The sequence below is a fragment of the Cytobacillus firmus NBRC 15306 genome, assembly GCF_001591465.1.
Lineage (GTDB): Bacteria > Bacillota > Bacilli > Bacillales > Cytobacillaceae > Cytobacillus > Cytobacillus firmus.
The window spans coordinates 37,838-57,341 of sequence record NZ_BCUY01000013.1; the positions used below are offsets into that span (position 1 = coordinate 37,838).

Annotated in this window: 17 protein-coding genes, 1 other RNA gene, 1 pseudogene and 1 riboswitch; of the genes and pseudogenes, 1 reads left to right on the forward strand and 18 read right to left on the reverse strand. The window is 43.6% G+C overall.

The features are described from left to right. Nucleotides 1–50: 50 nt before the first annotated feature. From BFI01S_RS06065 to BFI01S_RS06095, 8 genes and pseudogenes are all read right to left on the reverse strand, one after another. Nucleotides 51–3,179 (reverse strand): MMPL family transporter, encoded by a 3,129-nt coding sequence (locus tag BFI01S_RS06065; RefSeq protein ID WP_061791805.1) that lies wholly within the window; start codon nt 3,177–3,179, stop codon nt 51–53. A gap of 121 nt (nt 3,180–3,300) precedes the next feature. Further along, nucleotides 3,301–3,750 carry a MarR family winged helix-turn-helix transcriptional regulator gene (locus tag BFI01S_RS06070; RefSeq protein ID WP_061791806.1) on the reverse strand — a complete coding sequence of 150 codons (450 nt, stop codon included), beginning with the start codon at nt 3,748–3,750 and terminating at the stop codon, nt 3,301–3,303. 340 nt (nt 3,751–4,090) lie between these two features. Continuing rightward, nucleotides 4,091–5,198, reverse strand: a pseudogene (locus tag BFI01S_RS06075) (mechanosensitive ion channel family protein). Between the two features lie 99 nt (nt 5,199–5,297). Then, nucleotides 5,298–5,666 (reverse strand): fluoride efflux transporter CrcB, encoded by a 369-nt coding sequence (gene crcB / locus BFI01S_RS06080; RefSeq protein WP_061791807.1) that lies wholly within the window; start codon nt 5,664–5,666, stop codon nt 5,298–5,300. Then, on the reverse strand, nt 5,663–6,040 hold the full coding sequence (locus tag BFI01S_RS06085; RefSeq protein WP_061791808.1) for a fluoride efflux transporter FluC: 378 nt from the start codon (nt 6,038–6,040) through the stop codon (nt 5,663–5,665). The genes crcB and BFI01S_RS06085 overlap by 4 nt, the downstream gene beginning before the upstream one ends. A 60-nt stretch (nt 6,041–6,100) precedes the next feature. Further along, a riboswitch (Fluoride riboswitch) is annotated at nt 6,101–6,161 on the reverse strand. 63 nt (nt 6,162–6,224) lie between these two features. Next, nucleotides 6,225–6,659: a hypothetical protein gene (locus BFI01S_RS06090; protein WP_061791809.1), complete on the reverse strand. Its 435-nt coding sequence runs from the start codon at nt 6,657–6,659 to the stop codon at nt 6,225–6,227. Nucleotides 6,660–6,697: 38 nt separating this feature from the next. Continuing rightward, nucleotides 6,698–6,850 (reverse strand): anti-repressor SinI family protein, encoded by a 153-nt coding sequence (locus tag BFI01S_RS22320; RefSeq protein ID WP_082804477.1) that lies wholly within the window; start codon nt 6,848–6,850, stop codon nt 6,698–6,700. A gap of 46 nt (nt 6,851–6,896) precedes the next feature. Next, nucleotides 6,897–7,523, reverse strand: coding sequence for a TetR/AcrR family transcriptional regulator (locus BFI01S_RS06095; RefSeq protein WP_235831115.1), 627 nt, complete (start codon nt 7,521–7,523; stop codon nt 6,897–6,899). Between the two features lie 131 nt (nt 7,524–7,654). Here BFI01S_RS06095 and BFI01S_RS06100 point away from each other — a divergent pair, with 131 nt between their 5' ends. Further along, entirely contained in the window at nt 7,655–8,062 is a 408-nt protein-coding gene (locus BFI01S_RS06100; RefSeq protein WP_061791810.1) for an LAGLIDADG family homing endonuclease, read from the forward strand. A 325-nt stretch (nt 8,063–8,387) separates the two neighbouring features. Here BFI01S_RS06100 and ssrA read toward each other — a convergent pair. From ssrA to gap, 10 genes are all read right to left on the reverse strand, one after another. Continuing rightward, nucleotides 8,388–8,724: a transfer-messenger RNA gene (ssrA, locus tag BFI01S_RS06105) on the reverse strand. A gap of 153 nt (nt 8,725–8,877) precedes the next feature. Beyond that, a complete protein-coding gene (gene smpB, locus BFI01S_RS06110) occupies nt 8,878–9,345 on the reverse strand; it encodes an SsrA-binding protein SmpB (RefSeq protein ID WP_009331807.1) in 468 nt (155 codons plus the stop codon). Between the two features lie 149 nt (nt 9,346–9,494). Beyond that, nucleotides 9,495–11,819, reverse strand: a complete 2,325-nt coding sequence (rnr, locus tag BFI01S_RS06115; protein WP_061791811.1) for a ribonuclease R — start codon at nt 11,817–11,819, stop codon at nt 9,495–9,497. A 36-nt stretch (nt 11,820–11,855) separates the two neighbouring features. Then, nucleotides 11,856–12,602, reverse strand: coding sequence for an alpha/beta hydrolase (locus BFI01S_RS06120; RefSeq protein WP_061791812.1), 747 nt, complete (start codon nt 12,600–12,602; stop codon nt 11,856–11,858). 179 nt (nt 12,603–12,781) lie between these two features. Then, entirely contained in the window at nt 12,782–13,015 is a 234-nt protein-coding gene (gene secG / locus BFI01S_RS06125) for a preprotein translocase subunit SecG (RefSeq protein WP_061791813.1), read from the reverse strand. Nucleotides 13,016–13,297: 282 nt separating this feature from the next. Continuing rightward, entirely contained in the window at nt 13,298–14,593 is a 1,296-nt protein-coding gene (gene eno, locus BFI01S_RS06130; protein WP_061791814.1) for a phosphopyruvate hydratase, read from the reverse strand. 64 nt (nt 14,594–14,657) lie between these two features. Further along, nucleotides 14,658–16,193 (reverse strand): 2,3-bisphosphoglycerate-independent phosphoglycerate mutase, encoded by a 1,536-nt coding sequence (gene gpmI, locus BFI01S_RS06135; RefSeq protein WP_061791815.1) that lies wholly within the window; start codon nt 16,191–16,193, stop codon nt 14,658–14,660. Beyond that, on the reverse strand, nt 16,186–16,947 hold the full coding sequence (gene tpiA / locus BFI01S_RS06140) for a triose-phosphate isomerase (RefSeq protein WP_061791816.1): 762 nt from the start codon (nt 16,945–16,947) through the stop codon (nt 16,186–16,188). The genes gpmI and tpiA overlap by 8 nt, the downstream gene beginning before the upstream one ends. 73 nt (nt 16,948–17,020) lie before the next feature. Continuing rightward, nucleotides 17,021–18,205 (reverse strand): phosphoglycerate kinase, encoded by a 1,185-nt coding sequence (locus BFI01S_RS06145; protein WP_061791817.1) that lies wholly within the window; start codon nt 18,203–18,205, stop codon nt 17,021–17,023. Between the two features lie 258 nt (nt 18,206–18,463). Next, entirely contained in the window at nt 18,464–19,471 is a 1,008-nt protein-coding gene (gene gap, locus BFI01S_RS06150) for a type I glyceraldehyde-3-phosphate dehydrogenase (RefSeq protein WP_061791818.1), read from the reverse strand. Between the last annotated feature and the right edge of the window lie 33 nt (nt 19,472–19,504).

Consider the following 19,504-nt stretch of genomic DNA (forward strand, 5'->3'; position numbering starts at 1 on the left):
TTAAATTTAACCATCAAAAAAAGACTGCCATAAAGACAGTCTCAACTTAATTAATTTGCACTTCTTTTAAACGGCCACCAGTTTGCCTGGCCGAAGTTCTTGACCATGACCGGTATAAATAGCGGCAGCACAACCAGTGCGTAAAGCATTAAACCGATCAGAACGATGGACGCGATCTGCAATAGTGACAGCATTCCGGATGGCATCATTGCCGCGAATGTTCCGCCAAGGATTACAGCAGCTGAAATAATAACAGTGCCCATCTTTTTCATGGATAACAGCATTGCATCTGCGATTGAAAGGTCACGATATTCATTAAAGCGGTCCATTAAGAAAATACTGTAGTCGACGCCAAGTGCAACGAGAATAACGAAAGCAAAGAATGGAACCGCCCAGCTGATGCCTGTATATCCAAGCAGATTCACAAAAATCGCTTCGTTCATTGCCATACTTGTATAGTAGGTCAGAATCAATGAACCAATTAAATAGATTGGCATGATGATAGACCTGAAAAGGAACACAAGGATGATGGAAATGCCAAGCAGCATCAATACGACTGTACGGGAATAATCCTGATCAGACATTGTGCTTAAATCAGCATTGGTACTTGTAATCCCGCCTACTGCGACAATCGCATTTTCAAGCTTAGTCCCCTTTGTCGCTCTTTCCACAGCTTCCTTGATTTCATCTACCTGGTTAATGGCTTCATTAGAATAAGGATTTGCTTCAAGCACAACATCCATTGTCATAACTTTACGGTCCTCAGACAAATAGACATCAAACACCTGGGCAAATTCTTCATCCTCCAAAACCTCAGGCGGCAGATAGAAACCATCCATATTATCCGAGTTTGAAAGACCTGCCAGGTAGTCCTGTGCAGAACCGAGTCCTTCAGATACCTGCTCAAGCCCATCTGCACTCTGGCCAAGGCCATCTGTCAGCTGACTGATTTGTCCGCCAAGATCGCCAAATCCGGCAAGAAGCTGTTCCTGTCCTCCATTGATTCCGGCTAAACCATTTGTCAGCTTTGGAAAATTATTAACGATTTGTCCCTGACCGTCTGCAAGCTGATTGAGTCCTGCCTGCTGGGCTTCGATTCCTTTAATAAGCTGCTGGAGCCCTGAAGTTAATTCCTTTTGGCCGGATATGGCGGTTCCGAAGTTTTTATTTGCCTCCGCCAAGCCGTTTTGCAGCTGTGTTAACCCCCTATTAGCAGCATTGATACCTTCTGAAACTTTTGGAAGCTGCTGCTGAAGGCCAGCTACTTGACCTTTAATTGCTTGGTATTGAGGGTCTTGGGCCAACTCAGGGTCCTTTGTTTCAACATAGCCAAACAGTGCTTCATTTGCCTGTCTGATGCCATCCGATAACTGATTTAAGTTCGTCTGGATTTCTTTATAGCCCGCCATTAAGGAAGGAATGGCCTCTTCTGCTGACTGATACCCAACTAGCAGCTGCTGATATCCAGCGAGAAGCTCTTCGGCACCGGCCTTGGATTTTTCCAATCCCTCTTTAATTTGATCCGAACCTGCAGATCCCTGACGAATACCATCTTCGATTTTTGCCAGGTTTGTCTGAATTTCTCCAAGACCCGACTTGATTTCATTGGTGCCGGAAATCAAGTCATTGATTCCTTTTGTGGCATTCTGCAGCTCAGGTTCTGATTTGGACAGTTCGCTGCTTGCTTCATTCAAGCCATCTGAAATTTTGTTCAGTCCATCTTTTCCTTCCCCAAGCCCTTCTTCAAGCGTTTCAGCTTGTTTGGCAACAAAGAAGTCTTCGATCGGCTCTCCAGTTGGTCTTGTGACAGAACGAACTGTATCCACCAAGTCTGTTTTTTCAACCTCCCGGCTAATTTTTTCAGCCAGGCCTACATATTCTGCTGAATCCATTTCCTCATCGTTTTTCAAGACGATCTGCGTTGGCATGGATTCTCCCGGCCCAAAGCTGTCAGCTATGGCATTAAACGCCTTAATGGAATTAACATCCCCGCCGATTTCCTCAAGGGAGTTGTAGGAAAGGTCTCCGTCATACGTCACCAGGAATGGCACACAAACAGCTGCCACGATAAGCAATGCCAGAAATGGACGCGCCAGCGAGAATCGGCCGGCCGTACCCCATAGCTTGCTTTCACCATGCTCGGCACTCTTTTTCGAAGGCCAGAAAACTTTCTGTCCCAGCACCGCCATAAAGAATGGCACAATCGTAAATAAAGCAATTAAGAGGATCGCTACACCAATGGCCACAGCTGCTGCTGACTGGTAAAGAATAAACTGCGAGAAGCCAATTGCAGCAAAGCCAATCATAACAGCCAGGCCGCTGAAAAATACTGTGCGCCCCGCATTGCGGTATGTTGCCACAATGGCGTCCGCTGTGCTTTCATTATAGGAAAGCTCTTCTTTAAAACGGCTAAGCAGCAGGATGCAATAGTCTGTTCCAATCCCAAACAGAATCGCTACAAGGAAAATCTGGGTATAGTTTGAAATCGGAAAATCCAGCTTATCTACTAAAAATGCCACAATAGATTGTGAAGCAAGATAAGTGAATCCCACTGTCAGGAGCGGAATAATTGGCGCAACCACTGATCGGAATACCAGCAGCAAAACGACCAGAATAAAGACGACTGTGATCCCTTCCGTCTTTTTCAGTCCTTCCTGAGAACTGTTCATGAGATCTTCATTGATCAGCCATTCACTCGTATAGTAGTGATCTACCTCAGCATCATCAATAGCTGAATAAAGCTCTTCACTCAGCTCTGCTGGCTCACGATCGTTCCAGCTTACATTGACAGAAGCAAGAATCGACTTGCCATCCTCTGAAACAAGCTGTTCTTTTAAGCTTTCTTCATTAAAATGGGTAAGAATTTCAGTAATTCCCATTTCTGAACTTTTGTCTTCAAGCGTCCGGATAGCTTTCTCCGCTTCTTTGATTTCTTCTCCTGTGAGCTTTTTATCATTATGGAAAACAAGTGCGACCTGGGTCTCATCCCCGCCGCCTTCCTGTTTCTGCACTTCTTGCATGATATCCCCGGCAAGTGTGGATGAATACTCTTCAGGAACAGTAATCTGCCCTTTATCACGGACCAGATCAGCCATGTTTGGTGCTGCCATAAATAAGCCGGCAGCCACTGCGATCCAGACGGCAATGACAAGCCATTTTCTTTTAATAATTGAATACACTTTTTAATCCCCCGCTTTGTTTTCTGATAAAGTGAAACCTCAATCAGCGGGTACTTTTCCCCCACAGATTGTTAGTCTTCCGCCATATTCTTCGATTACCAGGAGTCTAGAGGCGGCAGTCTCACTGCCCGTTAGACTGCGATAATACTTTATCCAATTTCTCAAAGGTTTCAATGAACTGCTGAATTTCAGCCTGATCAAATCTGTTTATCAGTGACTCTACAAGATTATGAATCTTTTCTTCTGCTTTGACGTACAGCTCATTCCCTTTTTCGGTAAGTGTCAGATAGACTACCCTGCGATCATTTTCATCACGTGTCCGCTGAATCAGACCCTTTTCCCACATGCGCGTAATCATGGCTGTGATCGCACTCTTTTTTACATCAAACACTTCCGCAAGCTCTGACGAAGTACAGGAGCCTGCCTGATTTATGTACCTCAGAGTAAAATGCTGATCATTGGTCAGATCGCTGCCAATCTGATTTTTTACAAGTGACGCAGCCTTTTTCTCAACAGAAAAAGAAACGGCAATATACCGGTCGACCAAATCCTTAATATCTTGCACACTCACTTATATATTCACCTCACAGTGTGATTATTCTATCGTTTAACTGTTCAACTGTTTAACTATTAACGTAGTTAACTTTAATGGAGGGAACTTGGATTGTCAATAAAAAAATCCAATGTATATTTAGTTCCACGGTTCGCACCTCCCTTCTTCCCGCTAACAGATTGGAGAAGCCTTTTAACGGAGTCTCTTGATTTTATTCCTAGATATTCCTTTGCTTGGGCATTGGAGGAGCGGAGTAAAGCCTGGAGAAGTAAAAGAAGATTCTTTTGCTTCAGCGAAAGCCGAAGAGTGGAATAAACTATTTTCAAAATAAAAAGGCGGACTCAAGGGTCCCGCCTTTTTATCTGGATGATTCCTGTCTCACCCTGGAATCTTTTTTCAGCTGATTTTCGCCTTCAGGTTCCAAGTATAACTTCCTGCTTGGCATAGCGACATAAACACGCTCATTTTTCAAGAATGTCCATAATCTCAAAGTTGATTTCTTCCTTTATTTTAAGGAATTCTCCCCAGTTTGTTGTTTTAGTGAAGAAATAAAGGAATATATCGAGCCCATTTTCTTTGTAGTCGTCAAAGGTAACAAGAATGGTTTCCGGATGTATATCCGGATGATTTTTTAACAGATACTCAATCTGTCCTACCACATTCGCCATTTGATCTTTTGTCGTATCATGAGTAACGCGCAATCTGAAGCTGATTTGCCTTTTTCCCATCTTGCTCCAGTTTGTAATCGATTCATTTGCTAACGTAGCATTTGGCACTGTAACAAGCGCCTGAGCGAATGTTCTTACTCTCGTGCTTCGGAAAGAAATATCTTCAACTGTTCCCTCCACACTCGGCGTCATAATCCAATCACCAATTGTGAATGGCTTTTCTGTAATAATGACGAATCCGCCAAACAAATTGCCAAGTACATCCTTTGCTGCAAACGCAATGGCGACTCCGCCTAATCCAAGACCTGCCACAAAGCCATTCACATCATAACCAAACTCCTGGGCGACAATGCTAAAACTGATCGCCACAATTACGACCCTTAAAGCCTTTGAAATAAATGGAATGAGAATATCATCAATTTCCAGGCCGTACCTAACCTTTAGGCTGGTAAAAAGGGCAGATGATGCAGCTGCCATATTGTACAATCCCCACGTGAGCAAGATTATGAATGAAGAACTTATTATATCTCGAAATAAGGAATTATGCTGATTTAGATATGGAAAATAGCCAACTGAAAAATAGATTCCTATAATGATAAATAACCACTGAATCGGCTTCTGAAATGAAATAAATATATGAGAGAAAAAGTCATTTGGCGCTTTTCTGCTCAGCTTTAATAAAAGAACAAATACATATTTAGTAAAAAGTTTGCGGAAAATGAGAAAAAGCAGAAGTATTCCAATAGAGATTCCCAAATCGACTAATTTATCATTTGTTATATAAGATTCCCAAAACATTTTATTACCTCCTTGATGCTATTTGTTATCATAACATAATTCTTCGAGGCAGGTTATCATACAAAATTCCCTAAGTACATGTCTATAAACACTTGCTCTTCACCTAAAAAGGGATCCCAGTTCAATACCAAGAAAAGCCAAAAGAATTCCTCCTCCATAGCCCAATATATTATAGAGAATAAAATCCTTTTTCCTTTTATCGAATTGCAGCTGTATCGCTTCCAGCTTAAATGTAGAAAAAGTAGTGAAAGCTCCCATAAATCCTGTGCCAAGAAGCATAAAAAGGCTGCCTTTTATTCCTGAGCCCACCATGATTCCGAGAAGCAGTGAACCCATTAAATTAATAATAAGCGTGGCAGCAGGGAAACCCGACACAAACCTTTTACTAATGAACTGACTGACCCAAAGCCGGGAAATTGCTCCAAAGAAACCGCCAATCCCCACTAGAAGAACGTGAAATGAACTCATCCCGTTTCTTCTCCTTTCCTGACCTGAAACCCCAATCGGCTCATCCATAATCCGCCAAAAATGCTTGCTGCGATATACAAAACGGCCAGAGCTGTTTTTCCATCGAGAAAGAGTGCTGCCGTTTCAACGCTTAAAGTTGAAAAAGTGGTAAAGGATCCCACAAAACCAGTTCCTAGTGCTGTTTTTAGATGAGCTGGCAAAGAAAAACGAACCATCAGGCCCGTCGTCAGCCAAGCCAGGAGAAAACTTCCCAGAAGATTAACCGTCAAAGTCGCGAAAGGAAAAACCGCACTTTCCTGAAAAAGAAAAACACCCATGCTGTAACGTAATGAGGCACCTAAAAACCCTGCTGCGCCAACCAGTATATAAACCATCCAGAACCCTCCATTTCTCTTAGTTTACCCAAAACAAAAAGACTCCTGCCAGTTACCACATAACTGACAGGAGTCATTAGCCAAAAGGCGGTTAAAGGTGAACTCCATCACCTAATAAGACAAATCTTTACTAACACTATAAAACATATTAACAAGGATTAAAAGACCTTTATCCCTAATTCAGTTAAGAATTCCCCTTTTTTATAAACAGCGAAGAAAGCAGCAGACCATATAACAGATGGCCTAGAAGCCAGAAAAATAGGGCAGGTAAAGATGTAAGTTCAGGGGTTCGATCAGATAAGCCAGTCGTCGGATAAAGAAGAAATCCTATGGAAAAGGTGATAAATAATGTACGGACGATGATTTGGGTCCTGTTCCAGCAGTATTTTTTTATTATTAATAATAAGCTGATTGCCACTATAACTGAAATGATCAGATGAAATCCAAATTCGACTAATTCGGGAAAATGATAGTTTTTTAAAATCGGAAAGTAATCCACATTTAATAGCAATGTGTACACTTTTATACCTGTGGATATCTCAATCATTTTCAGAAATAAGCCCAGAAAAGTTCCAGACAGCAGTCCCGTAAAAGTGCCCCGTATCCAAAGTTTCCTCATTTGTTCCTATCCTTCCCATTGTTCTGAGGATAATCAAGCTATTTATGATTTTCGTGAATCCTGCCTTTATTAGACCCACTTTTGGATTGTTTAATAAAGTCCTGTATTTCCTCAATTGTTAACCCCAGCTGTTTGGCTGTCAATATGAGCTCTACCCATTCTTTATCAATTTTCCCCTCACAGGTTTCCATTCCCTTTTCCACTCTCCCGTAAAGATTCTGTTCCCCTCAGAAGTCTTCATTGAGTGCTGCTTTTATTAATCATTCCATAAAGGAATAAATGGACAATTTCTTTTGCTAAATCTTCTGGAGTCTTTATCCCTTTAAATAATCTGGTTAATGTCAGGCGTTCAATAATCCCTGTCAGACTCTCTGCGACAATTCCCATATCAACATCTTCCCTGAAGTATCCTGCCTGCTGTTCTGACAAGAGGTTGGCTTCAATTTGACCAGCAAGTATCTCCTTAAATTCGCCGGCATCCGAAGCCATAAAAAAACCGATGCGGGTCAAATTCTGGTTTTCCATAAAAAATGTAAAGATAGAAGTTAAGCCTGTTGTTATTCGTTCAGGCAATGATGACAAATCAACGCCAGTTTCCACACGGCTCTTGGAAGTAAGCTCAGATATCCGCCTGCGAAACAAGTCGACCAGTTCTTGGAAAATGGCATCTTTGCTTTCAAAGTATAGGTAAAAGGAGGGCTGGGTCAGACCTGCCCTTTTCACAATATCGCTGATTTTTGTATGAAAATAGCCTTTCTGCGCAAATTCCTCCGCGGCAACTTCAAGAAGCAATGCGCGGCTCTGCTCCCCGCTGGCCCCTATTTTCCGTCCTCTGTGCCCCATAAATAACAGCTCCGTCTGCATTATATTACTCACAAGTATTATCTACTATCACTATTGGGAAAGTCAACTAATTATCTGAATTTTAAATTTATAAATATTATGTTATACTAAAAAGGGAACATATATTCTTATTTTACACTGGGGGATGGGAAATGGAAAGTTTTGAAGCAGCTTATATTGCAGGAATTATAGACGGTGAAGGAACAATCACTCTAACCAGGATGCATGCGAGTGAGCATCGCCGGCCCTGTATAACAATAGCATCTACTGATAAGGAGCTGCTAGTCTATTTACATACATTAACAGGTGGGACAATAATTAATAAAAAGAATTACAAGCCGGGTATTCACAAAAATTCTTTCTCTCTGAATATTAAACAAAAGGAAAAAGTTATGTTCGTACTAAAACAAGTATCACCTTACTTAAGAGTGGATAAAAAGAGAAACAGGGCTTTGTGGATACTTGATAATTATGATAGAGTAACTCCGAGAAATGGCAAATATGATGTGGAGAAGTTGAAACTGAAGATTTTATTCGAAGAAGACTTTTTTAAGATATAAAATGACAAATAAAAAACCACCAAATATGTATTTGGTGGAGACGGTGGGACGTGCACTTCCATGCTTTCGACATGGCACTGACTATATCTTGAACCTGTCTTAACAGGTCCTTCGGCGTATTATGCGAAATATAAATTTACCTGATGATCAGGCAGAATTCCGCATCCTAGTACTACCACTTCTGTGGCAGCCTATAAGTCGATACACGGCTGTTGGATTGCTCCACATACCGCTCGGCATTGCCTTATCGCCAGTCAGGCGACTTAGGTTTCACCGATAAAGCCGAATTTTCACTTGTGTGTTGCCACACAAGGCGACTAATAATTAATCGAACCCACGTCCAGAAATATCGGCACTTAAGCTTCTACGAGTGTAGTCGATATATTCGCGATTCGCTGATCCTTATGCCTATCGACGGGCGTCCGGCCAGCTAGCCTGGTTGTTCTCTTCCTTCATCCTCAGGCGGTGGAATCCGGCGTAGCCCACTAAGAGTGAGTCCGCTACCCTACCACATGGGCGATGGAGGGGCGAACCGCTAAAGGCCTATTAGGCAGCTAAAGCGAAGTTGTTTTGAGTTTTGCCAGTTATTGGCTTTGACGTTTTAACGAGGCCGATCCCCTCGACTCGCAACCTAAGCTCGAACTATCCCTGTCGAATCCGTAGCGTCCCCATTATAATAGGTCTGCGCAGAATCTTATTCAGCACGCTGACGTTCGGATAAGCTCGAAATAGATGAGCTAAAGTTTTGTGTCACTCACTGTGACAATTACTATTATAGCACACTGAGCTGATTTTTCAATTGTAAGGTTCTGGATTTACATTTTCTGCCTTTCACGGAAAGCACGCTCTACTTCACGCTTGGCTTCTTTCTTCTTCAGATCCTCACGCTTGTCATATTTCTTTTTACCCCTCGCCAGGCCAATTAAAACTTTTGCATAACCATTCTTGAGGTACATTTTTAATGGAACGATCGAGTAGCCGACTTCCTTCGACTCACCAATCAGCTTGCTGATTTCTTTTCTGTGCAGGAGAAGCTTTCTGGTCCTTAGCGGATCGTGATTGTAACGGTTTCCCTGCTCATAAGGACTGACATGCATGCCGAAAAGATAGATTTCATTGTTTTGAATTCTTGCATATGAGTCCTTCAGATTCACCTTGCCCGCTCGGATCGATTTAATCTCCGTCCCCTGCAGAACAATTCCCGCTTCATATGTTTCTTCTATAGCATAGTCATGATAGGCCTTTTTATTTTGCGCAACCATTTTGCCAGTTCCTTTTGGCATGTTGAATCCCCCTTTGCTCCCCTTTCCTGTTATCAGGAAATGCAGCATCCGTTCTCTAGCGGTTCTTCTATTATAGCAAAATTGCGTGCCCCTCTCAACGAGGAGCCCTGCCGGGAAGGAAAGAGAGAGCCTTTAAGGCCCTCCCGCTTTTACCGCTTCTTTTTCTTCCGCTTTGCTTTTGGCGCATTTTCGTAATGCTTTTTCTCTTTTTTCTTTCTTGGACCGCCTGAACTGTTTCCTTTGCCCTGATCAGACTTCCCTCTGCGCGGCTTTTTCTCGGTGCTGCCAGTCTTGAACACTTTTGGCGCTTCCCGAGTTTCCCGTCTGCGGGTGCCCTTCATGCCGACGATTTCAAAATCAATCGAGCGTTCGTCTTTGTTTACATTAACGACACGGACTGTAATCTCGTCGCCAATGCGGTAGACATTGCCTGTACGCTCCCCGATCATCGCCATCTGGCGCTCGTCATAGCGGTAATAATCGTCTGTCATATAGCTGACATGGATAAGTCCTTCAATCGTGTTTGGAAGCTCGACAAACATGCCAAAGTTTGTAACAGAGCTGATGATCCCATCATATTCCTCGCCGATTTTGTCAGCCATATATTCCGCTTTCTTCAGTTCATCTGTTTCGCGTTCTGCTTCAACTGCACGGCGCTCCATATTGGAAGAGTGCTCAGCAATATCAGGCAGCTGTACATTCCATTTTTCCCTTGTCGCCTGATCCAGCTTGCCTTCAATTAAGTAGGTGCGGATAAGTCTGTGGACAATTAAGTCCGGGTAACGGCGGATCGGTGATGTGAAGTGTGTGTAAAACTCTGTTGATAACCCGAAGTGCCCAAGGCTCTCTTCAAAGTATTTCGCCTGCTGCATAGAGCGCAGCATCACTGTGCTGACAACCATTTCTTCCGGTTTTCCCTGAACCTCTTCGATGATTTCCTGAAGGGCCCGCGGGTGAACGGAATTGGCTGTTCCTTTTACGATATAGCCAAAGTTGGTGATAAACTCGAAGAATCTTCTAAGCTTATCTTCCTTCGGATCTTCATGAATTCGATAGATGAACGGTACATCCATCCAATGGAAGTGCTCAGCAACAGTTTCATTGGCTGCGAGCATAAACTCTTCAATCAGGCGCTCTGCAATCGAGCGTTCGCGCAATGCGACTTCTGTCGGGTTGCCCTCTTCATCCACAATGACCTTCGCTTCTTTAAAATCAAAGTCGATGGCTCCGCGATGCATTCTCTTTTTACGCAGGATTAGAGAAAGCTCCTTCATCAGTTCGAACATAGGCACAAGCGGTTGGTATCTGTTGATAAGTTCTTCGTCCTGCTCTTCTAAAATCTTATTCACATCTGAATAAGTCATTCGTTCCGTTGTTTTAATCACACTCTGGAAAATCTCGTGATTCACTACTTCTCCATCCGATGTGATTTCCATCTCACAAGAAAGGGTAAGCCGGTCCACTTTTGGATTCAATGAGCAAATGCCATTTGATAAGCGATGCGGTATCATCGGGATAACCCGGTCCACTAAATACACAGAGGTTGCCCGCTCTTCCGCTTCCCTGTCAATCGGGGAATCCTCACGGACATAGTATGTGACATCGGCAATATGAACGCCAAGTTTGTAATTGCCGTTATCCATTTTTTTAACCATTACTGCATCATCAAGATCCTTTGCATCCGCACCGTCTATTGTGACAATAACTTCGTTTCTCAAATCACGGCGGTTTTCAAGCTCACTTGGATCAATCGTATCCGGCGTTTCTTCAGCCTGCTTAAGCACCTCATCAGGAAACTCAAGCGGAAGGCCATGCTTGTGAATAACAGAAAGGATATCCACACCCGGGTCGTTTTTATGCCCAAGTATGTCTATAACTTCTCCTTCTGCGCTCTTTCTGCCTTCTGGATAAGTGGTCAGTTTTACAACGACCTTATGCCCTTCAACCGCACCTTTTGATGCTGCTTTAGGGATAAAAATGTCGCTGGCAAACTTTTTATCATCCGGAATAACAAATCCAAAGTGCTTGCTTTCCGTATACGTTCCGACAATTTGTGTCACACCGCGCTCTAAGATGCGCACAATCGTGCCTTCCCGCCTCTGGCCAGAACTTTCAGTCGTCACACGGGCCAGAACGATATCGCCATTTAAGGCATTATTTGTTTCATTGGGCGGTATAAATATGTCATCCATTCCCTGCTCTTCCGGAATAACAAAGGCAAATCCCTTTGCATGGCCGGAAAGCTTCCCGCGGATCAGGTTCATTTTTTCAGGCAGGCCATAGCGATTGCTTCTCGTTCTGACAACAAGCCCTTTTTCCTCCATGACAACAAGCGCCTTGACGAAATCTTTGAAGCCTGTGGAATCCTCAATTCCAAATGCGGCTTCCAGCTCCTGGACCGTCAATGGCTTATAGGCTTCATCCTTCATATAATGAAGCAGCTTGTCGATCAGCTGTTGTATATTATTTTCCATATCTTCATCCCTCCTCAGGGAGATTTTCTTTTGTTATTATTCTTCCCAATCAAGCTTTTCTAAAAACTCATATACATCTTCATGCAGCTGGTCACGCTCTTTATCAAGAGTAATGACGTGCCCGGATTCTTCGTACCACTTGAGCTTCTTTAAGTCATTCTCCACTTCATTGAAAATAATATTCGCACTGTCCGTGTTGATCATATGGTCATGTCGTGCCTGTACAACAAATGTCGGGGAGTAAATCATATCCACATGATTGCGCACATCCGCGATAAGCTCCTGGAGTGCCTTTAATGTATTCATCGGTGTTTTTTGGAACTCATCCATTTCCTGCTCAATTTGGTCTTCCGTCTTTCCTTCAAGCCTTTTATATTCTCTTGCGTAGCTCAGAATTCCTTCATACATGACTTCTTCGCTTTTTATGTACATAGGTGCGCACATCGGGACAATACCCTTTACAGGTACAGTGTAACCCAATTTAAGGGAAAATACGCCGCCAAGGGAAAGTCCGGCCACTGCAATTTCTTTATGTCCCTTGTTTTTTAGAAATTCGTACCCTTCCATCACATCTTTCCACCAGTCTTCCGGCCCTGTATGAACAAGCTCTTCGGGCGGAACCCCATGTCCCTTATATTGCGGTGCATGGCAGGTGTAGCCCTTTGTTTCTAGAAACCTTGCCATCATTCTTACATCTGCTGTATTTCCGGTAAAACCGTGCAGCAGCAGGACTGCTCTTTTTCCATTTCCAAATGTAAACGGTTTTGGTGCAACAACTCTCATTGATAAAACTCCTTTTATCTTATGATTCCTATAATTTTAATAATCAAACGTTTGATTGAATCTGCATTCCTTATTTTTAGCAAACAGCGGGGGAACATGCCAATAAAAAGCTTTCTTAAGCGAAAACTGCCGAAGAAAAATAAAAGCCTGACCTTCTGAAGGCCAGGCGCTGCATTCATTTATATCGCAAAATAAGAAACTAAAACAGTAAGTACAAAGAATAAGACAGAAAGAACAACCGTGATGCGGTGAAGAACCAGATCAATTCCGCGAGCTTTTTGCTTTCCAAAAAGCTGCTCAGCTCCCCCTGAAATGGCACCGGAAAGACCTGCGCTTTTACCAGACTGAAGGAGTACAACTACAATAAGGGCAATCGAAACAATGACTAAAAGAGTAATCAATAATGTATGCATGAAGCCACCTCCTGAAAACGTACAATCACATTATTATTAATTTATCACATTTTGATTGTATAAACAATAAGATTTTAAGGCTCAGAACAAGAGCACCGGCTAAATAGTGCCTATCTGGTGATTTTCTCTGGCAGATTCCATCTATCAAATCCTGTCCTTAAATTAATTTACCCATTTCTGCTTTACATTTAGATTTAAAAAATAGTTTATGTGCGTTCAGAGCTCTTTGCCAATCTAATTAAAAAAACAGCCGCCCCACCCGGGACGGCTGCACAAGCAAGATTACTTGCTCAAGTTATAGAAAGATTTTAAGCCATCGTATACAGCTAAGTCGCCAAGCTCGTCTTCGATGCGAAGAAGCTGGTTGTATTTCGCAATACGATCAGTACGTGACATGGAACCAGTCTTGATCTGGCCAGCGTTTGTTGCAACAGCGATGTCAGCGATTGTAGCATCTTCTGTTTCACCGGAGCGGTGGGATACAACTGCAGTGTAGCCGGCACGCTTCGCCATTTCGATTGCTTCGAAAGTTTCTGTTAATGTACCGATCTGGTTTACTTTGATCAGGATTGAGTTGCCTACGCCCTGCTCGATTCCTTGAGCAAGTTTCTTCGTGTTTGTAACGAATAAGTCGTCACCAACAAGCTGAACTTTTCCGCCGATGCGGTCAGTTAATAGCTTATGACCTTCCCAGTCATTTTCGTCAAGACCATCTTCAATTGAGATGATTGGGAACTCGTTTACAAGCTCTTCGTAGAAGTTAACCATATCTTCTGAAGTTAAACCAGTGCGGCCTTCGCCTGCAAGATCGTATTTGCCAGTTTCTTTGTTATAGAACTCAGAAGAAGCAACGTCCATTGCAAGGTAGATGTCTTTGCCAGCTTCGTAGCCAGCGTTAGAGATCGCTTCGATGATAACTTCAAGAGCTTCACGGTTAGAACCAAGGTTTGGAGCAAATCCGCCTTCGTCACCTACAGCAGTGTTCAGGCCTTTGCCAGATAAAACTTTTTTCAATGAATGGAATACTTCAGCACCCATGCGGATGGCTTCCTTGAAAGTAGGAGCGCCTACAGGCATGATCATGAATTCCTGGAAGTCCACGTTGTTGTCAGCATGAGATCCGCCGTTGATGATGTTCATCATCGGTGTTGGAAGCTGCTTTGCGTTGAAGCCGCCAAGATAACGGTATAAAGGAAGTCCTACAGACTCAGCAGCTGCATGTGCACAAGCCATGGATACGCCAAGGATTGCGTTAGCGCCCAGCTTGCCTTTGTTTTCAGTTCCATCTAACGCGATCATTGTGCGGTCGATGCCAACCTGGTCTGTTACGTCCAAGCCGATAACAGCATCTGCAATCAGGTTGTTCACGTTGTCTACCGCTTTTTGAACTCCTTTTCCAAGGTAGCGGGACTTGTCACCGTCACGAAGTTCTACTGCTTCGTGCTCACCAGTTGATGCTCCAGAAGGAACAATCGCGCGTCCAAAGAATCCTGATTCTGTTAAAACTTCAACTTCAACTGTTGGATTACCGCGGGAATCCAATACTTCACGTGCATATACTTGTTCGATAAATGGCATAGTAATTCTCTCCTTTTTTATGAAAAATCATTTTCGACAATATTCGGGTGGTACCTGTCACCGATTACTTTTTCAATAAAGTAGTTCCTGTCATTTCTGCCGGTTTTTCCAGTCCAAGCAGGTCCAGAACAGTTGGAGCAAGGTCTCCTAAAATTCCGTCTGTACGGAGTTCTCCGCCATCCTGTGTGACGATGACTGGAACCGGATTTGTTGTGTGGGCGGTCATCGGGCTGCCTTCTAACGTAACTACCTCATCGGCATTTCCGTGGTCAGCTGTGATGATCGCTTTTCCGCCTTTTGAAATAATCAGGTCAACAATTTTGCCAAGGCATTCGTCAACCGTTTCAACTGCCTTGATCGTTGGCTCAAGCATGCCTGAGTGCCCCACCATGTCCGGGTTGGCAAAGTTCAGGATGATCGCATCGAAATTGTCAGCCTCTATTTCCTTCAGCAACGCGTCCGTCACTTCATAAGCACTCATTTCAGGCTTAAGGTCATAAGTAGCTACTTTCGGTGAGTCGATCAGGATCCGCTCTTCACCAGGGAACTTCTCTTCACGCCCGCCGCTCATAAAGAACGTCACATGAGGGTATTTCTCTGTTTCAGCAATGCGGAGCTGCGTTTTTCCATTTTGCGCCAAGACCTCACCCAGGGTGTTATCAAGGTTCGTCGGTTTGAACGCAACATATCCGTCAACGGTTTCACTGAAGTGGGTCAAACAAACGAAGAATAAGTTCTCAGGATGTCCTGGCCCTCTATCAAAGGAACGGAAGTCTTTGTTTGTAAACGTGTTCGAAATCTGAATGGCCCGGTCCGGACGGAAGTTATAGAAAATAACTGCATCATTCTTCTTAATCGTTGCAACCGGCTTCCCATCTTCAGCTGTTATGACAGATGGAATGATGAACTCATCAAAGATACCATTTTTATAGTTATCTTCAACCAAATCCAATGGATCGCTGTATGAAGGGCCAGCACCATACACCATGGAACGGTAAGACTTTTCAACACGCTCCCAGCGTTTGTCGCGGTCCATCGAATAATAGCGTCCGGAAATCGTCGCAAATTCTCCGACTCCGTATTCCTTCATTTTTCCCTGCGCTTCTTTAATGTAGCCTGCTGCTGTTTGCGGGCCAACATCACGTCCATCCAGGAATCCATGGACATAGACATTCTTCACGCCTTCCTCAGCGGCCATACGAAGCAGCGCAAATAAGTGCTGAATATGGCTGTGCACACCGCCATCTGATAGAAGTCCCATCAAATGAAGATCCGTGCCATTCTTTTTCACATGGTCAATCGCAGAACGGAACGTTTCGTTTTTCTCAAAATGTCCTTCGCGGATGGCCACGTTCACTCTTGTTAAGCTCTGATAAACAATGCGGCCAGCACCGATGTTTAAGTGGCCAACTTCAGAGTTACCCATTTGCCCTTCCGGAAGACCTACTGCTTCGCCGCTTGCTGTCAGCGTTGCGTTAGGGTAGGTATTCCAGTAGCGTTCGAAGTTTGGCTTCTTTGCCTGGGCAACGGCATTTCCCATCCGTTCGCCACGCAATGCGAAACCATCTAAGATGATTAATGCAACTGGAGATTTACTCATTCTTGCCTGCCTCCAATAATTGAAGAAAGTCTGTAGGCTGTAAGCTGGCGCCGCCTACAAGAGCTCCATCAATATCAGGCTGGCTCATATATTCTTTAATATTTGCAGGCTTTACGCTGCCGCCGTACTGAATGCGGATTGCATCTGCCGCAGCCTGTGAAAATTGCTTAGCCACGACTGAACGGATATGGGCACATACCTCATTCGCATCTGCAGATGTAGAAGATTTGCCTGTTCCGATTGCCCAGATTGGCTCATACGCAATGACAGTCTGCTTTACTTGCTCTTCAGTTAAGCCATTAAGGGCCTTTTCAACTTGGGAGCCTACAAGATCCATTGTCTCGCCGTTTTCCCGCTGTTCTAAGGATTCACCGACACAAACGATTGGAGTTAAGTTGTATTTGAAAGCAGCCAAAGTCTTTTTATTAACGGACTCGTCTGTTTCATTGAACATTTCACGGCGTTCGGAATGGCCGAGGATTACGTATTTCACCCCTAGGTCTTCAAGAGCTGCCGGGCTGATTTCGCCAGTAAAAGCGCCGTTTTCTTCAAAGTGCATATTTTGTGCGCCGATTTCAACATCTGAACCCTTTGAGTTTTCAACCAGGCGCTCCAGGAATAGTGCAGGTGCACATACAACTGTATCTACCTGCTCTTTCCCAGGCACTAAGCCATTGATTTCTTCAAGAAAGACTTTCGCTTCCGGAAGTGTTTTATGCATTTTCCAGTTTCCTGCGATAATTGGTTTACGCATGTTGCACGTCCTTTCATGCATTTTTATTAATGTCCTATATTCGACAAATTTCGGGTGGTGCCTGTCACCATAATTATTTATCGTTTAAAGCAACAACGCCAGGCAGGGCTTTTCCTTCCATAAACTCAAGGGAAGCACCGCCTCCTGTTGAGATATGGCTCATGCGGTCAGCAAGGTGGAATTTTTCAACTGCAGCTGCAGAATCGCCGCCGCCAATGACTGAATATGTATCGTTTGCTTCTGCTAAAGCCTCAGCCACTGCTCTTGTACCGCCTGCAAATTTATTCAATTCGAATACACCCATGGGTCCGTTCCAGATGACAAGCTTTGAATTCTGGATTACATCGCTGTAGATATCGCGCGTTTTAGGTCCGATATCAAGCGCTTCCCAGTCAGAAGGGATTTCTTCAATTGCTACTGTTTTAATATTGGCTTCTTCAGAAAAATCGTCTGCAACCACGACATCAACAGGCATGTAGAAGTTCACGCCTTTTTCTTTCGCTTTTTCCATGAACGATTTTGCAAGGTCAATTTTATCTTCTTCTAATAGTGATTTTCCTACTTCATGGCCATTTGCTTTTACAAAGGTATAAGCTAATCCGCCGCCAATGATCAGGTTGTCGACCTTTTCAAGCAGGTTTTCGATTACGCCAATTTTATCTTTAACTTTTGCTCCGCCAATAATAGCTGTAAATGGGCGTTCAGGATTTGAAAGAGCTTTTCCAAGTACATCAAGTTCTTTTTCCATTAAAAGGCCTGATACAGCAGGAAGATGATGAGCAATTCCTTCCGTTGAAGCATGGGCACGGTGTGCTGCTCCGAATGCATCATTCACATACACATCTGCAAGCTCAGCAAATGCTTTTGCAAGCTCAGGATCATTCTTTTCCTCGCCAGCATAGAAACGCACGTTTTCAAGAAGCAGAACATCGCCTTCATTTAACGTGTCAACCATAGCTTTTACAGAATCGCCATATGCTTCATCCGCCTTCTTCACTTCTTTGCCAAGAAGCTCTGACAAACGCTTTGCTACTGGTGTTAATCGCAATTCTTCAACTACTGAACCCTTCGGACGGCCCAAATGGCTGGCTAAAATCACTTTTGCACCCTGGTTCATCAAGTATTCAATTGTTGGAAGAGCTGCTTTGATGCGAGTTTCATCCGTTACTTGCCCCTCTTTCATCGGAACGTTGAAATCAACCCGGCAGAAAACACGCTTACCTTTTAACTCCACATCTTTAACGCTTTTTTTGTTCATAGCAAAAGGACCTCCTTACCAGGAAAAGCGGGAACGCCTTGCCTGACGGCTCATAGATTCAAGCCTCCAGGTTCCGGAGCTGAGCACCATCCCAGTTAAATAGTTTTACTTAAAACAAAAGGGAGAGGGAATGTTTCCCTGCTCCCCTTTTACCCTTATCCATTATAGACGCTAGCGATTTGAATATCCAACAAGTCGAGGTGTTTTTCCAGAGAAAAAATTCAGCTTGTTAATGCTTCGCAAAACGAATATTTTTGATTAAAGTCCCTTTTGAGCGATATAGTCAACAAGGTCAACTACACGGTTAGAGTAACCAGTTTCGTTGTCATACCAAGAGATTACTTTTACCATGTTGCCTTCCATAACCATTGTAGAAAGTGCATCGATTGTAGAAGATGCAGGGTTTCCGTTGTAGTCGCCAGATACTAATGGCTCTTCACTGTAAGCAAGGATGCCTTTCAGGTCTCCTTCAGCAGCAGCTTTTAGAGCATTGTTTACTTCTTCAGCTGTTACGTCTTTGTCAAGCTCAGCAACAAGGTCAACAAGAGAAACGTTTGGAGTTGGAACACGCATAGCTCCACCATTCAATTTGCCTTTTAGTTCAGGCAATACTAGAGATACTGCTTTTGCAGCTCCAGTAGTTGTAGGAATGATGTTCTCTGCTGCTGCACGTGCACGGCGGTAGTCCTTGTGCGGCAAGTCAAGGATTTGCTGGTCATTTGTGTATGAGTGAACAGTTGTCATCATACCGCGTCTGATTCCGAAGCTGTCGTTCAATACTTTTGCAAATGGAGCCAAGCAGTTTGTTGTACAAGATGCGTTAGAGATTACATGGTGGTTTGCAGCATCATATTTCTCATGGTTAACACCCATAACAACTGTAATATCTTCGTCAGAGGCAGGAGCTGAGATGATTACTTTCTTCGCACCAGCTTCAAGATGTTTAGCAGCGTCTGCACGCTTTGTGAAACGGCCAGTAGATTCTACTACTACTTCTACGCCAAGATCTCCCCAGCCTAATTGAGCAGGATCGCGCTCAGCAAGAACTTTTACTTTATGTCCGCCTACTACTAAGTAATCGCCGTCAACTGTTACTTCTTCATTTAGAGTTCCGTGTACGGAATCATATTTTAAAAGGTGTGCAAGCATGTTTGCATCTGTAAGGTCATTTACTGCTACAACCTCTACGTTAGGGTTTTTAAGAGCTGCACGGAAAACAACGCGCCCGATTCTTCCAAATCCGTTTATACCAACTTTAACTGCCATGATTATTTCCTCCTTGAAAAGGTAGATTTTATA

Coding starts and splice junctions, on each gene's coding strand:
- crcB (WP_061791807.1), bottom strand. CDS start 5,666: ATGAGTTCATTTCACGTTCTTCTAGTGGGGATTGGCGGTTTCTTTGGA.
- BFI01S_RS06085 (WP_061791808.1), bottom strand. CDS start 6,040: ATGGTTTATATACTGGTTGGCGCAGCAGGGTTTTTAGGTGCCTCATTA.
- BFI01S_RS06090 (WP_061791809.1), bottom strand. CDS start 6,659: ATGAGGAAACTTTGGATACGGGGCACTTTTACGGGACTGCTGTCTGGA.
- BFI01S_RS22320 (WP_082804477.1), bottom strand. CDS start 6,850: ATGGAAACCTGTGAGGGGAAAATTGATAAAGAATGGGTAGAGCTCATA.
- BFI01S_RS06095 (WP_235831115.1), bottom strand. CDS start 7,523: ATGCAGACGGAGCTGTTATTTATGGGGCACAGAGGACGGAAAATAGGG.
- BFI01S_RS06100 (WP_061791810.1), top strand. CDS start 7,655: ATGGAAAGTTTTGAAGCAGCTTATATTGCAGGAATTATAGACGGTGAA.
- smpB (WP_009331807.1), bottom strand. CDS start 9,345: ATGCCAAAAGGAACTGGCAAAATGGTTGCGCAAAATAAAAAGGCCTAT.
- rnr (WP_061791811.1), bottom strand. CDS start 11,819: ATGGAAAATAATATACAACAGCTGATCGACAAGCTGCTTCATTATATG.
- BFI01S_RS06120 (WP_061791812.1), bottom strand. CDS start 12,602: ATGAGAGTTGTTGCACCAAAACCGTTTACATTTGGAAATGGAAAAAGA.
- secG (WP_061791813.1), bottom strand. CDS start 13,015: ATGCATACATTATTGATTACTCTTTTAGTCATTGTTTCGATTGCCCTT.
- eno (WP_061791814.1), bottom strand. CDS start 14,593: ATGCCATTTATCGAACAAGTATATGCACGTGAAGTATTGGATTCCCGC.
- gpmI (WP_061791815.1), bottom strand. CDS start 16,193: ATGAGTAAATCTCCAGTTGCATTAATCATCTTAGATGGTTTCGCATTG.
- tpiA (WP_061791816.1), bottom strand. CDS start 16,947: ATGCGTAAACCAATTATCGCAGGAAACTGGAAAATGCATAAAACACTT.
- BFI01S_RS06145 (WP_061791817.1), bottom strand. CDS start 18,205: ATGAACAAAAAAAGCGTTAAAGATGTGGAGTTAAAAGGTAAGCGTGTT.
- gap (WP_061791818.1), bottom strand. CDS start 19,471: ATGGCAGTTAAAGTTGGTATAAACGGATTTGGAAGAATCGGGCGCGTT.